General features: G+C 71.0%; 21 protein-coding genes. 8 read left to right on the top strand and 13 right to left on the bottom strand.

What is annotated here, in order from left to right; genetic code table 11:
* Positions 1–5: 5 nt before the first annotated feature.
* The 11 genes from ACIRHA_RS03120 to ACIRHA_RS03070 all read right to left on the bottom strand — a co-directional run bounded on the left by ACIRHA_RS03120 (position 6) and on the right by ACIRHA_RS03070 (position 12,710).
* A complete protein-coding gene (locus ACIRHA_RS03120) occupies positions 6–158 on the bottom strand; it encodes a hypothetical protein (protein WP_403839229.1) in 153 nt (50 codons plus the stop codon).
* Between the two features lie 197 nt (positions 159–355).
* Positions 356–1,006, bottom strand: coding sequence for a response regulator (locus tag ACIRHA_RS03115; protein ID WP_403839227.1), 651 nt, complete (start codon positions 1,004–1,006; stop codon positions 356–358).
* Positions 1,003–2,193, bottom strand: coding sequence for a sensor histidine kinase (locus ACIRHA_RS03110; RefSeq protein ID WP_403839225.1), 1,191 nt, complete (start codon positions 2,191–2,193; stop codon positions 1,003–1,005). The genes ACIRHA_RS03115 and ACIRHA_RS03110 overlap by 4 nt, the downstream gene beginning before the upstream one ends.
* Positions 2,194–2,321: 128 nt before the next feature.
* Complete coding sequence (locus tag ACIRHA_RS03105; RefSeq protein ID WP_403842071.1) at positions 2,322–3,254, bottom strand: TauD/TfdA dioxygenase family protein; 933 nt, start codon at positions 3,252–3,254, stop codon at positions 2,322–2,324.
* Between the two features lie 393 nt (positions 3,255–3,647).
* Positions 3,648–5,093 carry a glyceraldehyde-3-phosphate dehydrogenase gene (locus ACIRHA_RS03100; protein ID WP_403839223.1) on the bottom strand — a complete coding sequence of 482 codons (1,446 nt, stop codon included), beginning with the start codon at positions 5,091–5,093 and terminating at the stop codon, positions 3,648–3,650.
* Between the two features lie 27 nt (positions 5,094–5,120).
* Entirely contained in the window at positions 5,121–6,332 is a 1,212-nt protein-coding gene (locus ACIRHA_RS03095; RefSeq protein WP_403839221.1) for a GDSL-type esterase/lipase family protein, read from the bottom strand.
* Positions 6,333–6,385: 53 nt separating this feature from the next.
* Positions 6,386–6,958, bottom strand: coding sequence for a TetR/AcrR family transcriptional regulator (locus ACIRHA_RS03090; protein WP_403839220.1), 573 nt, complete (start codon positions 6,956–6,958; stop codon positions 6,386–6,388).
* Between the two features lie 94 nt (positions 6,959–7,052).
* Positions 7,053–8,369, bottom strand: a complete 1,317-nt coding sequence (locus tag ACIRHA_RS03085) for an SGNH/GDSL hydrolase family protein (RefSeq protein ID WP_403839218.1) — start codon at positions 8,367–8,369, stop codon at positions 7,053–7,055.
* A gap of 101 nt (positions 8,370–8,470) precedes the next feature.
* A complete protein-coding gene (gene madM, locus ACIRHA_RS03080; protein WP_403839216.1) occupies positions 8,471–9,235 on the bottom strand; it encodes a malonate transporter subunit MadM in 765 nt (254 codons plus the stop codon).
* A gap of 1 nt (position 9,236) precedes the next feature.
* Complete coding sequence (madL, locus tag ACIRHA_RS03075) at positions 9,237–9,674, bottom strand: malonate transporter subunit MadL (RefSeq protein ID WP_403839214.1); 438 nt, start codon at positions 9,672–9,674, stop codon at positions 9,237–9,239.
* Between the two features lie 123 nt (positions 9,675–9,797).
* Positions 9,798–12,710 (bottom strand): AMP-binding protein, encoded by a 2,913-nt coding sequence (locus tag ACIRHA_RS03070; protein WP_403839212.1) that lies wholly within the window; start codon positions 12,708–12,710, stop codon positions 9,798–9,800.
* 140 nt (positions 12,711–12,850) lie between these two features.
* Between ACIRHA_RS03070 and ACIRHA_RS03065 the strand changes: the two genes are divergently transcribed.
* From ACIRHA_RS03065 to ACIRHA_RS03030, 8 genes are all read left to right on the top strand, one after another.
* Positions 12,851–13,531, top strand: coding sequence for a GntR family transcriptional regulator (locus tag ACIRHA_RS03065; RefSeq protein ID WP_403839210.1), 681 nt, complete (start codon positions 12,851–12,853; stop codon positions 13,529–13,531).
* Between the two features lie 321 nt (positions 13,532–13,852).
* Positions 13,853–14,452, top strand: a complete 600-nt coding sequence (locus ACIRHA_RS03060; protein WP_403842069.1) for a TOPRIM nucleotidyl transferase/hydrolase domain-containing protein — start codon at positions 13,853–13,855, stop codon at positions 14,450–14,452.
* A 71-nt stretch (positions 14,453–14,523) separates the two neighbouring features.
* Positions 14,524–14,988 (top strand): hypothetical protein, encoded by a 465-nt coding sequence (locus ACIRHA_RS03055; RefSeq protein WP_403839208.1) that lies wholly within the window; start codon positions 14,524–14,526, stop codon positions 14,986–14,988.
* A 38-nt stretch (positions 14,989–15,026) separates the two neighbouring features.
* Positions 15,027–15,422: a molybdopterin-binding protein gene (locus ACIRHA_RS03050; protein ID WP_267071799.1), complete on the top strand. Its 396-nt coding sequence runs from the start codon at positions 15,027–15,029 to the stop codon at positions 15,420–15,422.
* A 202-nt stretch (positions 15,423–15,624) separates the two neighbouring features.
* Positions 15,625–16,428: a molybdate ABC transporter substrate-binding protein gene (modA, locus tag ACIRHA_RS03045; RefSeq protein WP_403842066.1), complete on the top strand. Its 804-nt coding sequence runs from the start codon at positions 15,625–15,627 to the stop codon at positions 16,426–16,428.
* The gene (gene modB, locus ACIRHA_RS03040; RefSeq protein WP_403839206.1) at positions 16,425–17,252 is read left to right on the top strand and encodes a molybdate ABC transporter permease subunit; all 828 of its coding nucleotides are present in this window, start codon (positions 16,425–16,427) and stop codon (positions 17,250–17,252) included. Before modA ends, modB begins: the two co-directional genes overlap by 4 nt.
* Positions 17,249–18,334: an ABC transporter ATP-binding protein gene (locus ACIRHA_RS03035; protein WP_403839204.1), complete on the top strand. Its 1,086-nt coding sequence runs from the start codon at positions 17,249–17,251 to the stop codon at positions 18,332–18,334. Before modB ends, ACIRHA_RS03035 begins: the two co-directional genes overlap by 4 nt.
* 501 nt (positions 18,335–18,835) lie before the next feature.
* Complete coding sequence (locus ACIRHA_RS03030) at positions 18,836–20,116, top strand: YeeE/YedE family protein (protein ID WP_403839202.1); 1,281 nt, start codon at positions 18,836–18,838, stop codon at positions 20,114–20,116.
* Positions 20,117–20,188: 72 nt separating this feature from the next.
* On the opposite strand, the gene ACIRHA_RS03025 is transcribed toward ACIRHA_RS03030, so the two are convergent.
* Both ACIRHA_RS03025 and ACIRHA_RS03020 read right to left on the bottom strand, forming a co-directional pair.
* The gene (locus ACIRHA_RS03025; protein ID WP_403839200.1) at positions 20,189–20,935 is read right to left on the bottom strand and encodes an SAM-dependent methyltransferase; all 747 of its coding nucleotides are present in this window, start codon (positions 20,933–20,935) and stop codon (positions 20,189–20,191) included.
* Positions 20,936–20,999: 64 nt separating this feature from the next.
* The gene (locus tag ACIRHA_RS03020; protein ID WP_403839198.1) at positions 21,000–21,671 is read right to left on the bottom strand and encodes a GntR family transcriptional regulator; all 672 of its coding nucleotides are present in this window, start codon (positions 21,669–21,671) and stop codon (positions 21,000–21,002) included.
* Positions 21,672–21,705 lie beyond the last annotated feature (34 nt).

Genomic DNA, 21,705 nt, shown 5'->3' with positions numbered 1-21,705 from the left:
CCGCTTCAGGAGATGCAGCCGGTCTTCGGTGCGGCGCTGATGCAGCCCGCCTTGGGTGCGGCGCTGATGCAACCGTCCTTGGCGACCGTCGCCGAGTTGGCGGCGACCCAGCCCTGCCAGTTGGCGTCCTGGGCCATCTTCTTGACGAGCTTCTCCATGTCGACCTCCGCAATTGGTGGGGACAGCGGTACGACCAAGATCCGTACCGCCCGGCCGAGCGTAAAAGGATCCCCAATGCAATGTCAAAGGTAGGCAAAGTGAACTCGCCAACGGCGAGGTGAAATCGGCTCGAACCGATCGCCAACGGCCGGTGTGACAAGCAGTTCCACAAGCGCGTGACATGGGAGGACAACCCTCAGCCCGGCGCCACCAAGCCCGACTCGTACGCGCAGATGACCGCCTGCACCCGGTCGCGCAGGTGCAGTTTGCTCAGGACGTTGCTGACGTGTGTCTTGACCGTGTGTTCGCTGACGTGGAATGTCGCGGCGATCTCCGCGTTGGTGAGGCCGCGCGCGAGGTGGCGCAGGGTCTCGGTCTCGCGGGCGGTGAGGGCCGAAAGGACGGGCGGTTCGGGGGACTTGGGCCTGCGGCGCGTGATGTCGGCGACGAGGCGGCGGGTCACGGACGGGGCGAGGAGGGAGTCGCCCGCGGCGACCACCCGGACGGCGTGCACGAGGTCGTCGCGGCGCACGTCCTTGAGCAGGAACCCGGACGCACCGGCGTACAGCGCCTCGTAGACGTACTCGTCGAGGTCGAACGTGGTCAGCATGACGACGCGGCAGCTGGACTGTTCGCAGACGCGGCGCGCTGCCTCGATGCCGTCCATGTGCGGCATGCGGATGTCGAGGAGGAGGACGTCGGGCGCGTGCCTGCGCACCGCCGTGACCGCCTCGTTCCCGTCGGCCGCCTCGGCGACGACCTCGATGTCGGGCTGCGCGTCGAGGATCATGGTGAAGCCGCTGCGCACGAGTTCCTGGTCGTCGGCGACGACGACGCGGATGCTCATGGCGCTCTTTCGACGGCCTGTCGGGTCGCCGCGGGCAGTCGGGTCGCCGCGGGCAGTCGGGCGGTCACCCGGAATCCGCCGTGCGGGCCCGGGCCGCTGTGCGCGCTGCCGCCGCAGGCCGCGGCGCGTTCCTCGATGCCGACGAGGCCGCGCCCGCCACCGGCTCCGAGTGGGCCCGAGCCGCTTCCGTCGTCCGTCACGGTGATCGCCAACTCCGTGTCCCCCCAGTCGAGTTGTACGTCCGCTCGGGCAGCGTACGCGTGCTTGACGGTGTTGGTCAGGGCTTCCTGGACGATGCGGTACGCGGCGGTCTCCGTTTCGGAGCCGACGGGGCGGGGGTGGCCCGTGGCGTGGAGGGTGACGGTCACCTCGGTGGTCGCGGACACCTGACGGATCAGGTCGGGAAGGCGGTCGAGGCCGGGGACGGGGGCTTCGAGGCCGCTCCTGCCGTTGCCCGTGTCGGTCAATACGCCGAGGATCAGGCGCAGTTGCTGCATGGCCTCGCGTCCGGCGCCCGCGATCGCCTCGAACGCCGCCTCGGCGCGCGCGGGGCTGCTGCGCACCACGACGGGGCCCGCCTCGGCCTGGACGACCATCAGGCTGACGGCGTGGCCGACCACGTCGTGCATGTCCCGGGCGATGCGGGCGCGTTCGCTGGTGACCGCGCGGGCCCGGTCGACCTCACGCTCCCGCTCCAGGGCGCGGGCGCGCTCCTCCAGTGCGGCGGTGTACGCGCGCTGGGTACGGGCAAGGAGCCCGAATCCGTAGGCGCTCAAGAGGCTGAGCAGGTGGAAGGCGTACTCGAAGGGCTCGGCGTGCTCCTTCATGGACATCGTCGCCGACGTGCCGATCACCCAGCCGACGAGCATGACGCGGCGCGGCACCGGCTCCACGTACGCGGCGAGCGTGTAGAGCAGCACGAGTCCGCCGTACACGACGTCGGGCGGCGGCGCGTGGTACAGCGCCATGGCCGGGGTGGCGCAGGAGATCGCGACCGCGCACAGGATCGGTGCGCGCCGCCGCCAGATCAGCGGCACCGCCGTGCCCGCGCCCAGCAGGAAGCCCTGCCAGGACAGCGGGTCGCCGCCCTCGTCGGGGAACAGGAACTGCAGCGACATGGCGAACAGGACGAGGGCGGCCAGCGCCCCGTCGACGAGGTACGGGTTGGTGCGGCGCGGCAGACGCATGGTGCGGCTCCTCGTGACCCGGCCCCTGCGGAGGGTCCCGCAGGGGCCTCTGGGGAGCCAGTATCGAGGCGGCGGCCCGGTCAACACCTCGCCGGGGAGAGGGATTTCGGGCCGCCGGCGCCGTCTTCCTAGAAGGGGCGGTCCCCCGCGATGGCGACGCGTTCGGCGACCCGGCGGGCGTCTCCGTAGTCGGCCACCGCGTAGTGCTGGGTGGCGCGGTTGTCCCAGAAGGCGATGTCGCCCGGCTGCCAGTGGAACCGCACCTGGAACTCCGGCACATGGGCCTGCTGGTACAGCAGACGCAGCAGCCGGTCACTCTCTTCGCGCTCCATGCCGAGGATCCGGGTGGTGAAGGAGGTGTTCACGAAGAGCATGCGGCGCCCGGTCTCGGGGTGGCGGCGCACGACCGGGTGGGTGACCGGCGGGAACAACTCCTGCCACTGGGCGAGCCGTTCGGGTCCGTAGAAGCGGCGGAAACCGGGCAGGAAGTCGTGCTCGGCCTCGGCGCCCTCGATGCGCGCCTTCACCTCGTCGGAGAGGTTGTCGTACGCGGCCGCCATGTCGGCCCACATGGTGTCGCCGCCGAACGGCGGGACCTCGCGCAGCTGCAGCACCGCGCCCAGGGCGGGGCGTTCGCGGAAGGTGACGTCGGTGTGCCACACGTTCTCGTAGCTGGGGACGCCACCGGCGCCCTTGTCGAAGCGGACGACGTCCACGCTGTCGCCGCGCTCCAGGAGCGGGTTAGTCTCCAACTCGCCCCAGTTGCGCGCGAATTCACGCTGGTGCTCGCTGCTGAGATTCTGGCCGCGGAAGAAGAGGACCTTCCATTCGAGCAGGGCCCGGTTCAGCTCCTCGCGCAGCTCCGGGGAGAGCGGCCGGCTCAGGTCGAGGCCGCTGATCTCGGCGCCGATGGTGGCGCCCTGCGGGACGAGCTCGAACAGCTCGTAGGGGCGGTCCTGCCAGCCGTCGGGTGTGCGGTGCAGCGTGCGCTGCCCCTCGTAGAGGCCGTCGGCGGGGATGTGGGCGGGGCGGAGCTCGAAGGCGGAGGAAGAAGGGGGCATTTCGGTCACGGACAAGGGGAGCCTCCACAGGCACGCGGTGACGGGTGACGAGGGAACGCGCTGAACGCGAGGGGGATCCGTACGTGCGCGGCCATCGCCCAGCGGGGCGGGGGCTCTTACGAAACGTACGGGAGGAAAGGACGGCGAGGGGTCTGAACGCCCACTACGAGCCGCCGTTAAAGGCCGCTGCGCGCGCAACCACATCGGTCCGGAACGGGGGCCGTTCCGAGAGCGAGGGTGCGATGCGTCAACATGTTCCTCATCCTGCCTGTCAGTTGATCATCCCGTCAAGTGCGGTCCACGTGGCGCCCATGTGCGGCCCACCTGCCGACCCGAACGCCCCGAGGCCGGCCCCGCGGGAAGCGGGACCGGCCTCGGAGGATGTACCGGGTGTCAGGCGGTGGGCGCAGGGAACGTCGGGTACTCGACGCCGGAGACGTGCTGGACGACGCGGATCACCTGGCACGAGTAGCCGAACTCGTTGTCGTACCAGAGGTAGAGGATCGCGTTGTCGCCGTCGACCTTGGTCGCGCCCGCGTCGACGATCGAGGCGTGCCGGGAGCCGAGGAAGTCGCTGGAGACCGCGTCGGGCGAGTCCGTGAAGTCGATCTGGCGGCGCAGCGGCGAGTTCAGCGAGACGTCGCGCAGGTGGTCGAGGACCTCCTCGCGGGTGGTCTCGCGGCCGAGCCGCAGGCTGAGGATCGCGATCGAGACGTCCGGGACGGGGACGCGGATCGAGGAGCCGGTGATCGGCGCCTTGAGGTCCGGCAGGGCCTTCGCGACGGCGGAGGCGGCGCCGGTCTCGGTGATGACCATGTTGAGCGGCGCGGAGCGGCCACGGCGGTCGGCCTTGTGGTAGTTGTCCAGCAGGTTCTGGTCGTTCGTGAACGAGTGGACGGTCTCCACGTGACCGCGCTGCACGCCGTACTCGTCGGCCATCGCCTTCAGCGGCGGCACGATCGCGTTGGTGGTGCAGGAGGCGCAGGACAGGATCTGCTCGTCCGGCTTGATCGTGTCGTGGTTGACGCCGTGCACGATGTTCGGCACGTCACCCTTGCCGGGCGCGGTGAGGACGACCTTGTCGATACCGGGACGCAGGTGCTCGGAGAGGCCCGCTCGGTCGCGCCACTTGCCGGTGTTGTCGATCAGGATGGCGTCCTTGATGCCGTACGCCGTGTAGTCGATCTCGGACGGGTCGTTGGCGTAGATCACCTTGATCGCGTTGCCGTTGGCGTTGATCGTGCTGTTCGCCTCGTCAACCGTGATCGTGCCCTGGAACTGGCCGTGGATCGAGTCGCGGCGCAGCAGCGAGGCCCGCTTCACGAGATCCTGCTCACCGCCACCACGCACCACGATGGCGCGCAGGCGAAGACCGTTGCCGGATCCCGCCTTCTCGATGAGCAGGCGGGCGACCAGGCGGCCGATGCGGCCGAAGCCGTAGAGGACGACGTCGCGTCCGGTGCCGCCCTCCATCTTGAGCGCGCCGGTGGCACCGGCGACGGCCTCGGCGGTGAACTCCTCGACGCTCAAGCCCCGGTCGTCGGTCTTGTACGTCATGGCGAGGATGCCGAGGTCGATCTGGGAGGGCCCGAGGTCGAGCTCGGCGAGGGCCTTCAGGAAGGGCATCGTCTCGGTGACCGAGAGCTCCTCGCCGGCGATCTGGCGGGCGAATCGGTGGGCCTTGAGCAGGCTGACCACCGACTTGTTCACCAGGGAGCGGCTGTGCAGCAGGACGTTCACGTCCCGCTCGCGGTGCAGCTTCCCGATGATCGGGATCATTGCCTCCGCGGTCTCCTCACGGTGCTTCCAGTTGGTGAACGAGTCGTCGTTGACAGTCACGTGCGTCTCTTTCGAGCTAGGCGGCGCTCATATGCTAACCCGCCCGTTCGGCTGATCGATCAGGGGGCCGATCCCCAGGTCCGCGAAGCGCTCGCCGATGCGGCGGTGGGCGGCGGCGTCGGGGTGCAGGGAGTCGGGCAGCGGGAGTTCCGCGTGGTCCGCCTCGCCGTACAGTTCGCGGCCGTCGAGGTAGTGCAGGTGCGGGTCGTCGGCCGCGCGCTGGGCGACGATGCGGGCCAGCTCCTCGCGGATGGATTCGAGGGTGAGCTTGCCCTGGGCGCGCTCCTCCGGGTCGCCCATCGCCATGAAGCGCAGCTGTCCGCTCGCGAGCGTGCTGAAGTCGGGGGCGCCGGGTCCCGGCGTCTTCTCGTGGATCGGGCACAGGATCGGCGAGACGACGAGGAGCGGGGTGGTCGGGTGCCCCTCGCGGATGGTGTCGAGGAAGCCGTGCACGGCGGGAGTGAAGGCCCGCATGCGCATCAGGTCGGCATTGACGACGTTGATCCCCATCTTGACGCTGATCATGTCGGCCGGGGTGTCCCGCAAGGTACGCGCGGTGAACGGGTCGAGCAGGGCGCCGCCGCCGAACCCCAGGTTGACCAGATCGACGCCGCCGAGCGCTGCGGCGAGTGCGGGCCAGGTCGTGGTCGGGCTCGCGGCGTCGGAGCCGTGGCTGATGGAGCTGCCGTGGTGCAGCCACACCTTGCGGCCGGATGCGCCCACCGGCTCCACGGGGGCGTCCGTGCGCAGGGCCACGAGCTCGGTGGTCTCGTTGTGCGGCAGCCATATCTCGACGGTCTTGTCGGCATCGGACAAGCCGTCGAACCGGAGGGTTCCGGGCTGCCCGGCCTCCTCGTGCTCGTAGGTGCCCGCACTCATGTCGATGGTGAGGATGTCACCGCCGGTGACACTTCCCTGCCCGGCGAGTCGGCCGTCCACCAGCAGGTCGTACAGACCGTCGGGGCGCGGGGGCACGCCTACGTAGACGCGCTTGGTCGGCACCGTGTCGAGTTCGACGACGGTGGCGCGGGTGCGGAAGGCGAGGCGGATGCCGGAGGGCTGCGACTCGGCCATGGCCAGCTGGCCGTCCGTGTTCTGGGCACGGGCCCAGCCGGGGAGCCGGTGCGGGAGGAGGCCACGGGCGGTGCGCTCAATGTCGATCGCACCGTGGACGAGGTTGTCCGTCAGCGGTGTGGTGGTCAATGTGTGGACGGAGTTCGGGGTGTTCGTGCTGGTCATGGTGGCGTCAATCTGTTGGTCAAGGGGGCGGATGGCACACGGGGCTCGCGGGCTCACGCCTGCGCGGGCCAGTTGCGCAGCAGTGCGTCGAGCGCGTCCAGGCTCCGCGCCCAGCTCTCGGCCGAGTCGGGTGCGCTGTGGCTGAAGCCGCCGGCCAGTTCGAGGCTGACGTAGCCGTGGAAGACGCTGCCCAGGAGCCGGACAGCGTGCGTCTGGTCGGGTTCGGTGAGGTCGTAGCCGCGCAGCACGGCCCGCGTCATCTGCGCGTGGCGCACCCCCGCGCTCGCCGCCGCCGTCTCCGGGTCGAGCCGGTACTGGGCGGCGGCGTAGCGGCCCGGGTGTTCGCGGGCGTAGTCGCGGTAGACGTTGGCGAGGGCCACGAGCGCGTCCTTGCCGGACCGTCCGGCCAGGGCCTCGGCGGCCCGGTCGGCGAGTTCCTGCAGGCCGATCAGGGCGATCCGCGTCTTCAGGTCGTGCGAGTTCTTGACGTGCGAGTACAGGCTCGCGACCTTGACGTCGAAGCGCCGGGCGAGGGCCGAGACGGTCGCCTGCTCGAAGCCGACCTCGTCCGCGAGCTCGGCACCGGCTCGCGCCAGCCGCTCGGCGGTCAGTCCGGCACGCACCATGGCCGTACGCCCTCTCCCTCGACCCCCGTCACTGTTACCGAAGCCCATTCTGCATCCACCTAATATCTTTAGGCAAATGAGCGTCGGCTTTCGCTCAACGGGTCGCGGCTCCGGCCCCGGCGCCAGCCCCAGCCTCGGCGTCGACACCGGCCGTGAGCATCCGCAGCGAGATCGAGTCGGCGATCGCCTGCTGCCCCGCGATGTTCGCGTGCACGCCGTCCCCGTTGTCGTACGAGGGCTTGATGCTGTTGGGGTGCAGCGGGTCCTTCAGGACCTCGTCGAAGTCCATGACGCCTTCGCAGATTCCGTCACACGAACTCGCCTTCTTCGTAAAGAGGTTGACCGTGTGGCGGTCCAGGTTGTTCTGGTCGGTGTAGCCGGGGCGCGGTGTGATGGGCGTGACGTAGATCGTGATGCCGGCGTCGCGGAGTTCCTTGAAGACCTTCTTGTAGCTGGCGAGGATCTGCTCGCCGTCGCAACCGAAGGCGAGGTCGTTCGTGCCGTAGTAGTAGAGGACCGAGGTGACGCCGTGCAGGGCGAGGACGTCCCTCTTGAGGCGGGTGGCGGCATCGAGGCCCTGGACGTTCGACGGGGTGCCGGGGCAGTCGGCTGCGCTCGTCGTGCCACTGAGCCCCGCGTTGGCGATCGCGACCTGTTCGGTGCGCGGGAGTTCGGTGTGCACGCGGCGCGCCAGGTCGTCCGTCCAGCGGCGGTTGGTGCCGGTCTCGGTGCAGCCGGGGCCGCAGTTGGTGCTGCCGACACCGTCGACGACCGAGCTGCCGTAGGCGACCGAGGTGCCCTTGAGCCGCGGGTTGTGCACGTCGACCGCGCTGATCAGGTACGTGGCGTCGACCGTCTTGGTGTACGAGGCGCCGTTGGTGTCCGCGGTGTGGTCGCCGGTGCCCTCCGGCGTGAGGTAGTTGGTGCGCAGCGCGGTGCGGTGCTGACCGGGGGTGGCCGTTCCCTTGAGCGCGACGGATACGGCGACGTCGTCCTGGGCGGCCGTGTCGAGGCCGGCGGGGTCGCTCCACACCTCGCCGCCCGCGGGGACCGTGACGTGGGTCTTCCCGTCGAAGCGGACCGGGTGGGTGTCTCCCTTGATGGACGCCCCGTCGCCGCTCAGGCCGACGGAGGCGCCGCCAATCTCCAGGGGCGCGGTGCCGAAGGTGTTCTGGATGCGGACGCGGACGCCGTCCCCGCCCTGGCTGAGGTGCGTGACCGTCCGTACGGACTGGTCGCGCAGCGGGTCCGTCGCCGCGTCCTGCTGGGACTGTGCCCAGGAGGTGAACCAGGCGCTGCCGCCGCCCTGCCCGGCTCTCGCCTCCGCCGGGTGCGGGGCTCCCGCGAGGCCGCCGCCCGCGAGAGCGAGGACGGCCAGCGCGGCGGTCGTGATCGTACGAAGTCGAGGCATGTGCACAACCTTTGCTTCCGGTGAACGGGAGTGTGGATGGTGCTGTGCTGGATTTCGTTTCGCCGATCTTGCGGTGGGCCCGTCAGGCCCGGGTCACCCGGTCATCCTCCGACGAGCGCCCGCAGCGACACGTAGAACAGCGACGGGCCGAGCAGGCAGCCGACGCCCGTGTAGAAGGTCGCGGTCATCGCCCCGTACGGGACGAGTCGTTTGTCGGTGGCCGCGAGGCCGCCGGCGACGCCGGACGTGGTGCCGAGCAGGCCGCCGAAGGCCATCGCCGACTTGGCGTTGTTCAGGCCGATCAGGCGCGCGACCAGCGGCGTACCCACCATCACCACCACGGACTTGACCAGACCGGCGGCGACCGACAGTGCGATCACGTCCGAACTCGCGCCCACCGCGGTGCCCGTGACGGGGCCCACGATGTACGTGGCCGCGCCCGCGCCGATGGTCGCGAGCGAGGCGGCGTCCCGGTAGCCGAAGAGCGCGGCGATGAGCGCGCCGGCGACGAAGGAGACGACGACACCCAGCAGGATCGACAGGGCACCGGCAGGGCCCGCGCCCTTGATCTCCTTCAGGTCGACGCCGTACGCGGTGGAGACGATCGCGAAGTCGCGGAGCATCGCCCCGCCCATCAGGCTCATCCCGGAGAGCGCGGTGATGTCGGCGATCCCCGCCTCTCCCCCGGTCGCCGAGCCGCCCCAGTAGGCGAGCGCGAGGCCGAGCACGATGGCGATGGCGGAGCCCTGCAGCCGCCCTCGGGTCAGCTTCTTGGACAGCCATGCCGAGACGAGCATGAGCGTGCCGACCAGCGCGAAGGCGACTATGAGGCCGTTGTCCTTGCAGACGGAGACGAACGTATCCACGTCAGGCCCCCTGCTTCTCGGTGGCGGTCCCCGCCTCGGTGTCGGCCTCTGCCGCCGCCTCGGTCAAGGGCGGGAGCGGCTCGCCCCGGCCTCCGATCCGCGCGATCGCCGGCACCAGGGCGAACCCCGCGACGAGCGCGAGCAGACCGGCCAGGAGTGCCATCGGGCCGCCGGTGACGGCCTTGTAGACGTTCTGCGTCGACGCCATCGCGATGACGATGGGGATGTACATCGCGCTCCAGAAGAGCACGCCCTGTTCGCTCGCCTCGGGGAACTTCCCCTTCTGGCGCAGCCAGTGGGTCGCGAACACGAGCATGATCATGGCGAAGCCGACGCCGCCGACATTGGCGTCGACGCCGAGCGCCTCGCCCAGGTATTCACCGGCGAGCGTGCCCATGAGCATGCACACCGCCAGCGCTGCCACTCCATAGAGGACCATCGTCTTCTCCACACTGAGAGACCGGGAATGAGGAAAGGAAGAGAAAAAGGAGGGAAAAGGAGGGAAAGGGAGGAAAAGGGAGAGAAAGGGAGAGAAAGGGAGAGAAAGGGAAGGCAGGGAAGGTCAGGACGTCGTGAACAAGTCCGCGTACGTCTTGCGCAGTTCGGCCTTCTGGACCTTGCCCATGACGTTGCGGGGCAGCGACTCCACGACGCGTACGGCGCGCGGGTGCTTGAAGCGGGCGAGGTCGGCGGAGATGGAGTCGATGAGGTCCCGCTCCTGCGGCTCCTGGCCCGGTGCGGCGACGACCACGGCGACGGCCGTCTCGCCGAAGTCCGGGTGCGGGACGCCGATCACGGCCGATTCGAGGACCGTGGGGTGGGCGTCGAGGAGCGACTCGATCTCCTTGGGGTAGACGTTGTAACCACCGGAGATGATCAGGTCCTTGCCGCGCCCGGAGATGCAGAGGTAGCCGTCCTCGTCGATGAGGCCGAGGTCGCCGGTGATGAAGAAGCCGTCCTCGCGGAACTCGGCGGCGGTCTTCTCGGGCATCTGCCAGTAGCCGGCGAAGACGTTGGGGCCGCGCACCTCCACGCTGCCGACCTCGCCGTCGGGCAGCGGCTTTCCGGTCTCGGCGTCCACGACGCGGATCTCGGTGCCGGGCAGCGCCTTGCCGACGGTGCCGGGTTTGCGGGGGCCGCCCTCGTACGGGTTGGTGGTGTTCATGCCGGTCTCGGTCATGCCGTAGCGCTCGAGGATGGCGTGTCCGGTGCGGGCCTCGAACGCCTCGTGGTCGCTGGCGAGCAGCGGCGCCGAGCCGGAGACGAACAGGCGCATGGAGGCGCAGGTCTCCGGGGTGACCTTCTCGTGCTTGAGCAGGCGCGTGTAGAAGGTGGGCACGCCCATGAGCACGGTGGCGCGCGGCAGCAGCTCCGCGATCGCGTCGGCGTCGAACTTCGGCAGGAAGAACATGGAGGCACCCGAGGCGAGCACCATGTTGGCGGCGACGAAGAGGCCGTGGACGTGGAAGATCGGCAGGGCGTGGATCAGCCGGTCATCGGACGTGAACCGCCAGGAGCCGAGCAGGGCCTCGCAGTTGGAGGCGAGGTTCTCGTGCGTGAGGATCGCGCCCTTGGAGCGGCCGGTGGTGCCGGAGGTGTAGAGGATGGCGGCCGGGTCGCTCGCTGCCGCCTCGTATACGTCGTCGTGGTAGGCGTCGCCTTCGAGGAGGCTGCCGTCGCCCTCGGTGCCGAGGGTCTCGACGACGAGGTCCGGGCCCTCGCGGTGGGCGTGGTCGGCGCGGCGCCGCGGCGGGCAGACGAGGACGCGCGGCTTGGCGTCGCCGATGAAGTAGTCGATCTCGGCGCCGGTGTAGGCGGTGTTGAGCGGCAGGAACACGCCGCCGATCCGCAGCGTCGCCAGGTAGAGGGCGATGGCCTCGACCGACTTGTCGACCTGCATGGCGACGCGGTCGCCGGGGGTGACGCCGTCGGCGACGAGGCGCGCGGCGATGCGCGACACGAGGCCCGCGGTCTCCCGGTAGGTCACGGACCGCCCGCCCGGCAGCTCGAAGAGCGCCTTGTCCGGGCGGAGTTCCGTCTGCTCGACGAAGGACCGGTGGATGGTGCGGAAGGGTTCCGTCGGGATGGTTCCCATGGCGGTGGTTCCTTTCTTGTTCTTGAGGGGCCCGCCGATCGCGACGGTCCTGCGGCGCACGAAGTCCTCGTGCCGGCGCTCCAACTGGTCCGGTTCGTAGCGGTAGTTGATCATCGCTCCGTAGGACTGTTCCCAGGCTTCGCGCGACTGGTTGGCGGGCCAGTCGAGTTGCCAGGCGGCGGCCCCGTTGCCCAGGTGGAAACGGGCGACCGGGTCGAGGGGCCGGCCGTCGGGGCGCCGCTCGACGGTGATGTAGCGGGCGAGGGCGTCGAGGAGGCGGGGGCGGATGCGCCGGACGTCCGCTGCCGCGGAGAGCGCACCCGGTTCCATTGCCGCCAACTCCGCGACCAGTGCGCGCAGTTGGGGTTCACTCGCGGCTCGTCCCTCCAGCCACGACCGGAAGCCGGGGATCGGGGACAGTGTCGCGAACTGCGTCAGGTGCGGGAGCTGTTCGCCGACCTGCTCGATGACCTGCTTGATGAGGAAGCTGCCGAAGGAGACTCCGGCGAGGCCGTCGAGCGCGTTGTTGATGGAGTAGAGCGCCGCCGTGTCCGCGTGCGCGGGGCTGAGCGCGGGGCCGGGCTCGAGCAGCGGGGCGATGCTGTCGGGCAGCCCGCGGACGAGGGCGACCTCGACGAAGATCAGGGGTACGTCGCCGGTGGCGGGGTGGAAGAAGGCGTAGACGCGGCGGTCCTCGGGCTCGATGCGGCGCCGCAGTTCGGCCTCGTTCGCCATCGGGTGCACCCGCTCGCCGCGCAGCAGATGCCGGTGCAGCTCGGGCGGCGAGTCCACCGTGACCTCCTGCATGCGCAGGAATCCGCGGTTGAACCAGGACGTGAGCAGGTGGTGGAAGTCGTGGTCGAGTGGCCGCAGTTCGGGGTGGGCGGGCAGCAGGCGGCGCAGGTCGGCGCGCATGTGGACCAGGGCGAGGGTGGCGTCGGGCGCGTGGTTCATGCGGCGCAGCAGCTGCTGGCGGGCCGGTTCGACGACGTCGAAGAGGCGGACGAGTTCCGCCTCTCCCTGGGAGCCGGTGGCGCGGGCCTCTTCCCAGCGGCGGTAGGCGGCGCGGACCTGGTCGGCGTCGGCGCCGTAGGTCTGGGTGATGTGGGCGAAGAAGGCGATCCTGCCGGTGTCGTCGAGCGCGCCGTAGGCGGCGAGGGCGCGGGCCGCGACGGCGCGCATGGAGGCCTCACCCACGTCGCTCATGAGGACCTCGCAGGCCGCGAGCAGTTGGTCGAGGGGGGCGTCGGTCGTCGGGCGGCCGGCGCCGCCCTCTCCTTGCTCGCCGAGCCTTCCGAGGGCCCGGTACAGGTCGGTGAGCAGCCAGCCGTCGTGGTGTTCGCCATGGTCTTCGTCGTGCCGGTCGTCACGCTGGCCCATCCGCGCTCCTCCCCACGCCTCGCCCCGACACTTGATATGCATCGCAGGCCGTGATGTATATAACAAGCGCACCGTAGATCACAGGAGTGACCGACGCCACCCCCTGTGCGGGCGGATAATCTGGGCAATCGGAGGTGGAGATGGCTCGAGTGCCTGAGGCCAGGCGGGTGCGTGACGCCCTGGAGAACGCGGTGGTGGACGGCCGGTACCGGCCGGGCGAACGCCTTGACCCGGCGGAGCTGGAGCGCGAGTTCGGCTGCTCACGCACGCCGGTGCGCGAGGCGCTGCAGGCTCTTGAGCGGTCAGGGCTCGTGCAGATCCGCCCGAAGCAGGGCACGTACGTCACCGAGTTGAGCGTCTCCGAGCTGGCCGAGCGCTTCGAGGTCATGGCGGAGCTGGAGGGGATGGCGGCGCGGCTCTCGGCGCGGCGCATCGAGCGCGAAGCGCTCGCCGAGCTCGAGGACGCGCTGCGGGAGTGCGAGCAGCATGCGCACGCGGGCGACGCCGATCCCTACTACTACGCCAACGCCCGCTTCCACGCTGTCGTCTACGACTCGTGCGGGAACGAGTATCTGCGGCAGCAGGCCCATGCGCTGAAGCGGGCTCTTCAGCCGTACCGGCGGCTGCAGTTGCGGGTGCCGGACCGGATGCGGAGGTCCCTTGCGGAGCATCGGGAGATTGCCGACGCGATTGCCGCGGGGGCGGCGGGGCGGGCGGAGGATGCGGCGCGTGAGCATGTGCTTGTGCAGGTCAAGGAGTTCAGCCAGTTGGTGCGGACGTGGCGGCATTTGACGGAACCGGCGGGGCAGGGGGCGGGTTGACCGTCGCCTACGTCACGGGGCTCCGCCCCGGACCCCGCTGCTCAATCGCCGCAGGGGCTTGAATTGCCGCGGGGGCTTATATGGCCCCCAGTAGCGTTGTGCGCCGCCGGGGAAGCTGCGAGTTTGCGTACCGCCTCCGTGAGCAGGGCGCGTGCCCGCTCCGGTGGTGCCGACGCGGCCGCGCGGCGCAGGGACTCACGGACGGCGCTGGGGGTGCCGAGCGGTTCGACGGAGTTTCCTCCTCGCCGTGATACTCGGTTGGGCTCCCGGCCCTTCCAGCAGAGGATTGAGCGCGTGACGGAGACGACGGACACGGCAGGCATGAAGGCGTTCCACGAGGCGGTCACCGAGTGGGCAGCGGGTGGCCCCGGTGACCCGGCGCGCGCGTTGGCCGTGCGCCTGCGCGTGCACAGCGCCGTCCTCCTCGAAGGGCTGAGTGACGTCGCGGCGGTTGACGCGCTCGCCGAGCGACGCGGGCGGGATGTCGCGGCCGAGGGCGTATGTGTCGTGTCCATGGGCGGGGCGATGAATGTGGGGCGGTACGCACGGCTGCTCGGGCCTGCAGGGCTCGGGCTGCGGCTCACCGGGCTGTGCGACGAGCGCGAACGACGGTATTACGACCGGGCGTTGGAGCGGAGCGGCGGGGTGTTCGTGTGTGTCGCGGACCTGGAGGACGAGTTCATCCGCGCGCTCGGCGTGGCACGGGTCGAGGAGGTCGTCCGCGAGGCGGGCGAGTGGCACCCCTGGCAGACCTTCGCGCGCCAGCCCGCCCAGCAGGACAGGTCCGCGCACCGCCGTCTGCGCCGCTTCCTCGGCACCAAGGCGGGCCGCAAGATCCGCTACGGGCGGCTCCTGACGGAGGCGGCCTGCGACGCCGGGCGGGTACCGGCGCCCCTTGAGGGGCTGTTCGCGAGCATGTAGGCGGGGCAGCGACGGCCCGTGGGCGACGCCCGGTGACGTTTTGGCACGCCCCGAACCGTTCACGGGTCACCATGGCGCACCTGCACACCACGACGACCCGGCACCGCGGTCTCGTCCCTGGCCCCATGTGTGTCGGCCTGTTCCTCGTCGGCGCCAACGCGGTGGCCGCGGCCATGAACTTCGTCGGGATCGTCTCGATCCTCGTGATGCCGCTGTACCTGCAGCAGGTCCAGCACCACGATGCCCTGACGGCGGGCGCGATGCTGCTGCCGCTGTTCGTGGCCGCGACGGTCGCCGCCGCGCTGCAGGCCGGGCCGCAGGACCGGCCCGGCCTGTCGTCCGGCGTCAACAACACCGCACGGCAGGCGGCGGGCGCCCTCGGCATCGCGGTCTTCGGGGCGCTGGCGCAGGACCCGGCGTCGCCGGCCCGGTTCACGGCGGGGCTGCACCGCATCGGCGCGCTCGCCGCCGTGCTGTGGCTCGCCGCGGCCGCGCTGACGGTACGTGTCGTGCCACGGCCCGAGCGAGTGCGCTGAGCGACCGGAGCGTGGCGACCGGAAGGTAGCTTGGCCGCATGCAGTCCTACACAATCGGCCAGGCCGCACGGCTGCTCGGCGTCAGCCCCGACACCGCGCGGCGGTGGGCGGACGCCGGGCGGATCGTCACACACCGCGACGCGAGCGGGCACCGCGTCGTCCAGGGCAAGGATCTCGCCGCGTTCTCCGTGGAGTTGGCCGCGGGGGACGACGCCGACGACCACCCCTCGTACACGTCGGTGCGCAACGCCTTCCCCGGCATCGTCACCGCCGTGAAGCTCGGCGACGTCGCCGCCCAGGTGGAGATCCAGGCCGGTCCGCACCGACTCGTCTCGCTGCTCACGCGGGAGGCGGTGGAGGAGCTGGGCCTGGAGGTCGGCATGGAGGCCACGGCCCGCGTGAAGTCGACGAATGTCCATATCGACCGCGCGTGAGCGACTCCCGGCGGTACGCACGCAGGAACGCACGTAGGAACGCACATGCGCACCCACCTCGACCATCCATCGGGATCATGCGAACCCACAGGCGACTTACCCCTGGCAGATGCGGCAGTATGGTCGCCGTAAGCGTTCCAGGACACAGCAGGGGAGCCGAACCGTGACAACTCGTTCCGCGCACAGGACCACAACCCGCCGCATGCTGCAGGTGACCGGCATCGGGGCGGCTGCGGTCCTGACGCTGAGCGCCTGCGGATCGTCCGACACGGACTCCTCCGGCTCCTCGTCCAGCTCCTCGTCCGGCTCCTCGTCCAGCAGCAAGAAGTTGTCCGGGACGGTGAACGTGTTCGCCGCCGCCTCCCTCAAGGAGAGCTTCGAGAAGCTGGGCACGCAGTTCGAGAAGGAGCACCCCGGCACCAAGGTCACCTTCAACTTCGGCGGCAGCGACAGCCTCGCCGCGGGCATCACCGGCGGCGCGCCCGCCGATGTGTTCGCGGCCGCGAGCCCCAAAACGATGAAGACGGTGACCGACGCCGGTGACGCCGAGGGCGAGCCGAGCACCTTCGTCCGCAACCAGCTGGAGATCGCCACCCTCCCCGGCAACCCGCACAAGGTGTCGTCCCTGAAGGACCTCACGAAGCCCGGCCAGAAGGTCGTGCTGTGCGCAAAGGAGGTGCCGTGCGGCGCCGCCGCGCAGACGGCGCTGACCGCGAGCAAGCTCAAGCTCACCCCGGTCTCGTACGAGCAGGACGTCAAGAGCGCCCTGACGAAGGTGGAGCTGAAGGAGGCGGACGCGGCGGTCGTGTACAAGACCGATGTGCACGCGGCGGGTGACAAGGTGGAGGGCGTGGAGTTCCCCGAGTCCAAGGACGCCATCAACGCCTACCCGATCGCCCCGCTGAAGAAGGCGCCGAACGCCGCTGCGGCCAAGGCGTTCATCGAGCTGGTCAAGTCCGCCGACGGGCAGAAGGCGCTGACCGATGCCGGGTTCCTGAAGCCGTGACCGCAGTGCACGACACCGTGGAGGGCGGGCCGCGGCGCCGCCGTGGCCGCGTCCCTCCGCTGCCGCTGCTCGTCCCCGCGCTCGTGGGGCTTGCCTTCCTGGTGGTGCCGCTGGTGGCGCTGCTCGTACGGGCTCCGTGGGCGCAGCTGCCCGAGCAGCTGACCAGCCCCGAGGTGTGGCAGGCGCTCCAACTGTCGCTGGTGTGCGCCACGTTGGCGACGCTGGTGAGCCTGGTGCTCGGGGTGCCGCTGGCCTGGCTGCTCGCGCGCACGGAGTTCCCGGGACGCGGTCTCGTACGGGCCCTGGTGACACTGCCGCTGGTGCTGCCGCCCGTGGTGGGCGGCGTCGCGCTGCTCACCGCGCTCGGCAGGAACGGTGTCGTCGGGCAGTACCTGGACTCCTGGTTCGGGATCACGCTGCCGTTCACCACGACGGGTGTCGTGATCGCCGAGGCGTTCGTGGCGATGCCGTTCCTCGTGATCAGCGTCGAGGGCACGCTGCGTGCGGCCGACCCGCGCTACGAGGAGGCCGCCACGACGCTCGGCGCCTCCCGGTTCACCGCGTTCCGGCGGGTGACGCTGCCGCTGATCGCGCCCGGTATCGCGGCCGGTGCGGTGCTCGCGTGGGCGCGCGCACTCGGCGAGTTCGGCGCGACGATCACCTTCGCCGGCAACTTCCCCGGCCGCACCCAGACCATGCCGCTCGCCGTGTACCTCGCCATGCAGAGCGACCCGGCCGCGGCGATCTCCCTCAGCCTGGTGCTGCTCGCCGTGTCGATCACGGTGCTCGCGGGCCTGCGCGACCGCTGGATGACCGCGTCATGACCGACCTTCAGAAGCAGGCGCCGTACGAGGATGTGGCCGAGGCGGGCCTCGACGCGCGGCTCGTCGTGGACCGCGGCGCCTTCCGGCTCGATGTCGCGCTGACCGCGAACCCCGGCGACGTCGTCGCACTGCTGGGCCCGAACGGGGCCGGGAAGACGACCGCACTGCGCGCGCTGGCGGGCCTGACACCGCTCGACGCCGGACACCTCCGACTCGACGGCACATCCCTCGACGGCACGCCGCCGGAGTCGCGCCCGGTGGGCGTGGTGTTCCAGGACTACCTCCTCTTTCCGCACCTGAGCGCCCTCGACAACGTGGCCTTCGGGCCGCGCTGCCAGGGCGCCACGAAGGCCGAGTCCCGTACGCGGGCGCAGGCCTGGCTCGACCGGATGGGGCTCGCGGAGCACGCAGGGGCGAAGCCGCGCCGGCTGTCCGGCGGACAGGCGCAGCGCGTGGCGCTCGCCCGCGCGCTCGCCACGCGGCCTCGGCTCCTCCTCCTCGACGAGCCGCTCGCCGCGCTCGACGCCCGCACCCGCCTGGACGTACGGGCCCAACTCCGCCGCCACCTGGCCGAGTTCGAGGCGGTGGCGGTCCTGGTGACCCACGACCCGCTGGACGCGATGGTGCTGGCCGACCGGCTCGTCGTCATCGAGCACGGCCGCGTCGTCCAGGAGGGCGCCCCGTCGGATGTCGCGCGCCGCCCGCGCACGGACTACATCGCGCAGCTCGTCGGCCTTAACCTGTACCGGGGCAGCGCGGATGGACACACCGTCCACATCGCGGACGACGGTCCCGCGATCACGACCACGGAAGACCTGACCGGGCCGGTCTTCGTGGCGTTCCCGCCGAGCGCGGTGACGCTGCATCGGGATCGGCCCACCGGTTCCAGCGCGCGCAACCTGTGGCGCTGCGAGGTGAGCGGCATGGAGACCCACGGGGACCAGATCCGCGCGGCCCTCTCCGGCGAGCTCCCGCTGGCCGCGGACCTCACGACGGTGGCGGCGGCGGAACTGGGGCTGCACCCCGGGGCGGAGGTATGGGCAACGGTGAAGGCGACACAGACACACGCGTATCCGGCGTAGCCGGGGAGCGGGCTGCGTGCGTGCCGGCCCCCGGGGCCAAGCCCTCGGGGCTCCGCCCCGGACCCCGCTGGCTCTCGTCACAAGAGCGGGGCTTGAAGTGCCTGCTCAATCGCCGCAGGGGCTTGAAAGATCGCCTCAAACGCCGGCGGGGCTTGAAAGATCAATCGCCGGCGGGGCTTGATTTTCAAGCCCCGCCGGCGTTTGAGGCGATCCAGCCCCGCCGGCGTTTGAGGCGCGGGGTCCGGGGCGGAGCCCCGTGGCGTGGGCAACGGGCCACCACGCGAGACCATCCGGCCAGAATGTGAGACACCCTCCACCGGTCTCCCGGCGGCGCCTAAAGTGGCGCACATGTTCGGACCCGCTCGGCACCTGGCTCTCGCGCTCTTCGCGGCCACGACGTGGAGTGTCGACGACGCGCTCTGTCGTCGCTGACGTCCATCACTCCCCCGAACGTCCCGAAGCGTCCTCGAGCGTTCCCACTCCACCTGCCGGAGATCTGCCGTGACCACCGCTCCCCCCGCCGGGGCGCCACCGCGCGCCGCCCTGCTCAGCCCGTCCCCCACCTCCTCGCCCGCCCCGGTCGCCGAGGCCGCGCCGCCCACCCGGTGGGGGCCGCTCGCCGGCGCCGGAGTCATCGGCGCGGCGCTCGCCGTCTACGTGTTCGTCCAGCACGGCGCCAAGCCGGGCGTCCTGTTGCTGCTCGGCCTCGGGCTCGGGTTCGCCCTGTTCCACTCGCGGTTCGGGTTCACGTCCGCCTGGCGCCAGCTCGTCGCCGTCGGCAACGGCACCGGGCTGCGGGCGCACGCCCTGCTGCTCGGCACCACGGCGACGCTCTTCGCCCTGATCATCGGCACCGGCACCGGCCTGTTCGGTTCGGTGCCCGCGCCCAGCGCGGGGCCGATCGGCATCGGCCTCATCGTGGGCTCCTTCATCTTCGCAGTCGGCATGCAGCTCGGTGGCGCCTGCGCGTCCGGAACGCTGTTCGCCGTCGGCTCGGGGCAGAGCTCGATCGTGCTCACGCTCTTCGGGTTCATCGTCGGTTCCACCCTCGCCGCCTGGCAGTTCGGGCTCTGGGGCGATCTGCCCGCGCTCGACCCGTACCTGCTGTCGGACCACGTCGGCTGGGCCGGTTCCTGGGCGATCACCATCGTCGCGCTCGCCGCGATCTGGTTCATCGCGCGCGCCGTGCAGGCCCGCCGCAATCCCCCGCCGGTCGGCGCCCCGCCGTCGGCGAAGGGCGCGCTGCTGCGTACGGTCCGTGGCTCCTGGCCGCTGGCGGCGGGCGCCGTGGTGCTCGCGGTGCTCGGCGCGGGCGTGCTGCTGGTGTCCGGTGGTGCGTGGGGCGTGACGAGCGCGTTCTCGCTGTGGGGCTCGAAGGTGGTGGGCGCGCTCGGCGGGTCCCCCGAGACGTGGGCGTTCTGGCAGCAGCCCGGCAACTCCGCCCAGTTGGCGGGCCCGGTGCTCGCCGACAAGACGAGCCTCACGGACATCGGCATCATGGTCGGCGCGGCGGTCGCCGCCGCGGCGGGCGGCGTGTGGAAGCTGCACCGCGGCATCCCGGCGCGTACGGCGGTCGCCGCGGTCGTCGGCGGCATCCTGATGGGGATCGGGGCACGCCTCGCGGGCGGCTGCAACATCGGCGCGTACCTCGCGGGCATCGTCTCCGGTTCGCTGCACGGCTGGATCTGGGGCGCCGTCGCGATCCTCGGCACGTGGGCGGGCCTGCGCCTGCGTCCGCTGTTCGGCCTCGGCAACCCGAAGCCCTCGGACAGCGTCTGCTGAACCCACCGGACTGCGGACAGGGACGAGGGCCCGGGCGGCGTACCGCCCGGGCCCTCGTCGTTCATCGGCCGGTCAGCGCGCCATCAGCGCGAAGACTCCCCAGCCGAGATATTCGCGCTGGTAGCGCGTGTAACGGGCGGGCTCGGTGGACAGCTCTGCCCGTACCTCGGCGGCCAGTTCGTCCGCCGGGTTCTTGTCGAGCCAGCGGCGGAGGTTGAGCCACTGCGCCGCCTGGTACCGGTCCCAGCTGTCCTGGTCGGCCAGCACCATTTCCACGACGTCGTACCCGAGGTCGTGGAAGCTCTCGATCAGCTCCGGCAGCAGCAGGAAGTCGTCCTTGCGCGTGGCGTGGCAGGCCTTGGCGGTCTCCTCGTCCGGCACCTCGCGGCGCCAGTAAGGCTCGCCGATGAGCATCAGGCCGCCGGGGCGCAGACTCCTGGCGAGGAGTTCCACGGTGCCGGCCACTCCGTTCCCGATCCAGGTCGCCCCGACACACGCGGCGAGATCGACCGGCTCGTCCGCGACATGCCCGGAGGCGTCGCCATGGACGAAGGTGACCCGGTCGGCGACACCGAGTTCAGCGGCGCGGGCGCGGGCCTTCTCGGTGAACACCGTGCTGATGTCCACTCCGGTCCCGGTGACCTGATGGTCGCGGGCCCAGGTGCACAGCATCTCGCCCGATCCGCTGGCGAGGTCGAGCACGCGGGTCCCGGGCGCCAGACGCAGCGCCCGGCCCAGGGCGGCGAGTTTGCCCGGGGTGAACGGGTTGTGGATGCGGTGGCTGCTTTCGCGGACGGTGAAGATGCGTGGCAGATCCACGAGAGGTGTTCCTTACGTCGAGGCCCGGCCAACCTAGGTCGTCCTCGCGTACCGCTCCACCGAATTACGCGCCGGGCGCCTCGCCGAGCAGTCCCTCCAGCGCGGCCACCGCGTGCTCACGATGCCCGTCGAGCAGCCGCACCGCGTCCTCCGTGCGGCCCTCGCGCAGCGCGTCGAGGACCGCACGGTGTTCGACGAGGACGTGCTCGCGGCTCATCGAGTCGGCGTAGTAGAGGGAGCGGTAGGCGTCGGTGGCGTCCCACAGGGTCGCGATGAGGCGTACCAGGCGGTGCATGCCGGACGCCTCGAAGAGGACGAAGTGGAAGCGGCGGTTGGCGGCCGCCATCGCCGCCACGTCTGCTGCGGCGGCCTGCGCCTCCACCTCCTCCTGGGCGTCCTCCAGGGCGTCGAGGACGGCGCCGCCGGCGCGCATCGCCTCGCGTACGGCCTCGGCCTCCAGGAGCTCCCGGATGCGGTACACCTCGCGCAGCTCGGCCAGGGACAGCTCGGCCACGAAGTAGCCGCGGTGCGCGTGGTGCACGACAAGGGACTGGCCCTCCAGCGTCTTGAGCGCCTCGCGCAGCGGCACCCGGCTCACGCCGAGCTGCTCGGCGAGGGCGTCCTGCCGGATCGGCATGCCCGGCTTGATCTCTCCGCTGGTGATGGCCCGGCGCAGCTCCTCAAGGACGAACTGCTGCGCCGTGGGGGGCCGCCGCCTCGGTGCGGGCGTCGTCATGGCGGCTCCTCTTCCTCTCTGCCGGGCGCTCACT

Origin of the sequence: Streptomyces sp. NPDC102360, from assembly GCF_044766085.1 — a bacterium.
Classification (GTDB): domain Bacteria; phylum Actinomycetota; class Actinomycetes; order Streptomycetales; family Streptomycetaceae; genus Streptomyces.
This window is presented reverse-complemented; position numbering and strand designations above follow the sequence as displayed.

Excerpts from the sequence above, each read along its gene's own strand:
- ACIRHA_RS03070 (WP_403839212.1), bottom strand. The coding sequence starts at position 12,710 with ATGGGCCAGCGTGACGACCGGCACGACGAAGACCATGGCGAACACCAC.
- modA (WP_403842066.1), top strand. The coding sequence starts at position 15,625 with ATGCTGCAGGTGACCGGCATCGGGGCGGCTGCGGTCCTGACGCTGAGC.
- ACIRHA_RS03035 (WP_403839204.1), top strand. The coding sequence starts at position 17,249 with ATGACCGACCTTCAGAAGCAGGCGCCGTACGAGGATGTGGCCGAGGCG.
- ACIRHA_RS03115 (WP_403839227.1), bottom strand. The coding sequence starts at position 1,006 with ATGAGCATCCGCGTCGTCGTCGCCGACGACCAGGAACTCGTGCGCAGC.
- ACIRHA_RS03055 (WP_403839208.1), top strand. The coding sequence starts at position 14,524 with ATGGCGCACCTGCACACCACGACGACCCGGCACCGCGGTCTCGTCCCT.
- ACIRHA_RS03085 (WP_403839218.1), bottom strand. The coding sequence starts at position 8,369 with ATGCCTCGACTTCGTACGATCACGACCGCCGCGCTGGCCGTCCTCGCT.
- ACIRHA_RS03110 (WP_403839225.1), bottom strand. The coding sequence starts at position 2,193 with ATGCGTCTGCCGCGCCGCACCAACCCGTACCTCGTCGACGGGGCGCTG.
- ACIRHA_RS03020 (WP_403839198.1), bottom strand. The coding sequence starts at position 21,671 with ATGACGACGCCCGCACCGAGGCGGCGGCCCCCCACGGCGCAGCAGTTC.
- ACIRHA_RS03095 (WP_403839221.1), bottom strand. The coding sequence starts at position 6,332 with ATGACCAGCACGAACACCCCGAACTCCGTCCACACATTGACCACCACA.
- ACIRHA_RS03050 (WP_267071799.1), top strand. The coding sequence starts at position 15,027 with ATGCAGTCCTACACAATCGGCCAGGCCGCACGGCTGCTCGGCGTCAGC.
- ACIRHA_RS03065 (WP_403839210.1), top strand. The coding sequence starts at position 12,851 with ATGGCTCGAGTGCCTGAGGCCAGGCGGGTGCGTGACGCCCTGGAGAAC.
- madL (WP_403839214.1), bottom strand. The coding sequence starts at position 9,674 with ATGGTCCTCTATGGAGTGGCAGCGCTGGCGGTGTGCATGCTCATGGGC.
- ACIRHA_RS03060 (WP_403842069.1), top strand. The coding sequence starts at position 13,853 with ATGAAGGCGTTCCACGAGGCGGTCACCGAGTGGGCAGCGGGTGGCCCC.
- ACIRHA_RS03090 (WP_403839220.1), bottom strand. The coding sequence starts at position 6,958 with ATGGTGCGTGCCGGACTGACCGCCGAGCGGCTGGCGCGAGCCGGTGCC.
- ACIRHA_RS03120 (WP_403839229.1), bottom strand. The coding sequence starts at position 158 with ATGGAGAAGCTCGTCAAGAAGATGGCCCAGGACGCCAACTGGCAGGGC.
- ACIRHA_RS03105 (WP_403842071.1), bottom strand. The coding sequence starts at position 3,254 with ATGCCCCCTTCTTCCTCCGCCTTCGAGCTCCGCCCCGCCCACATCCCC.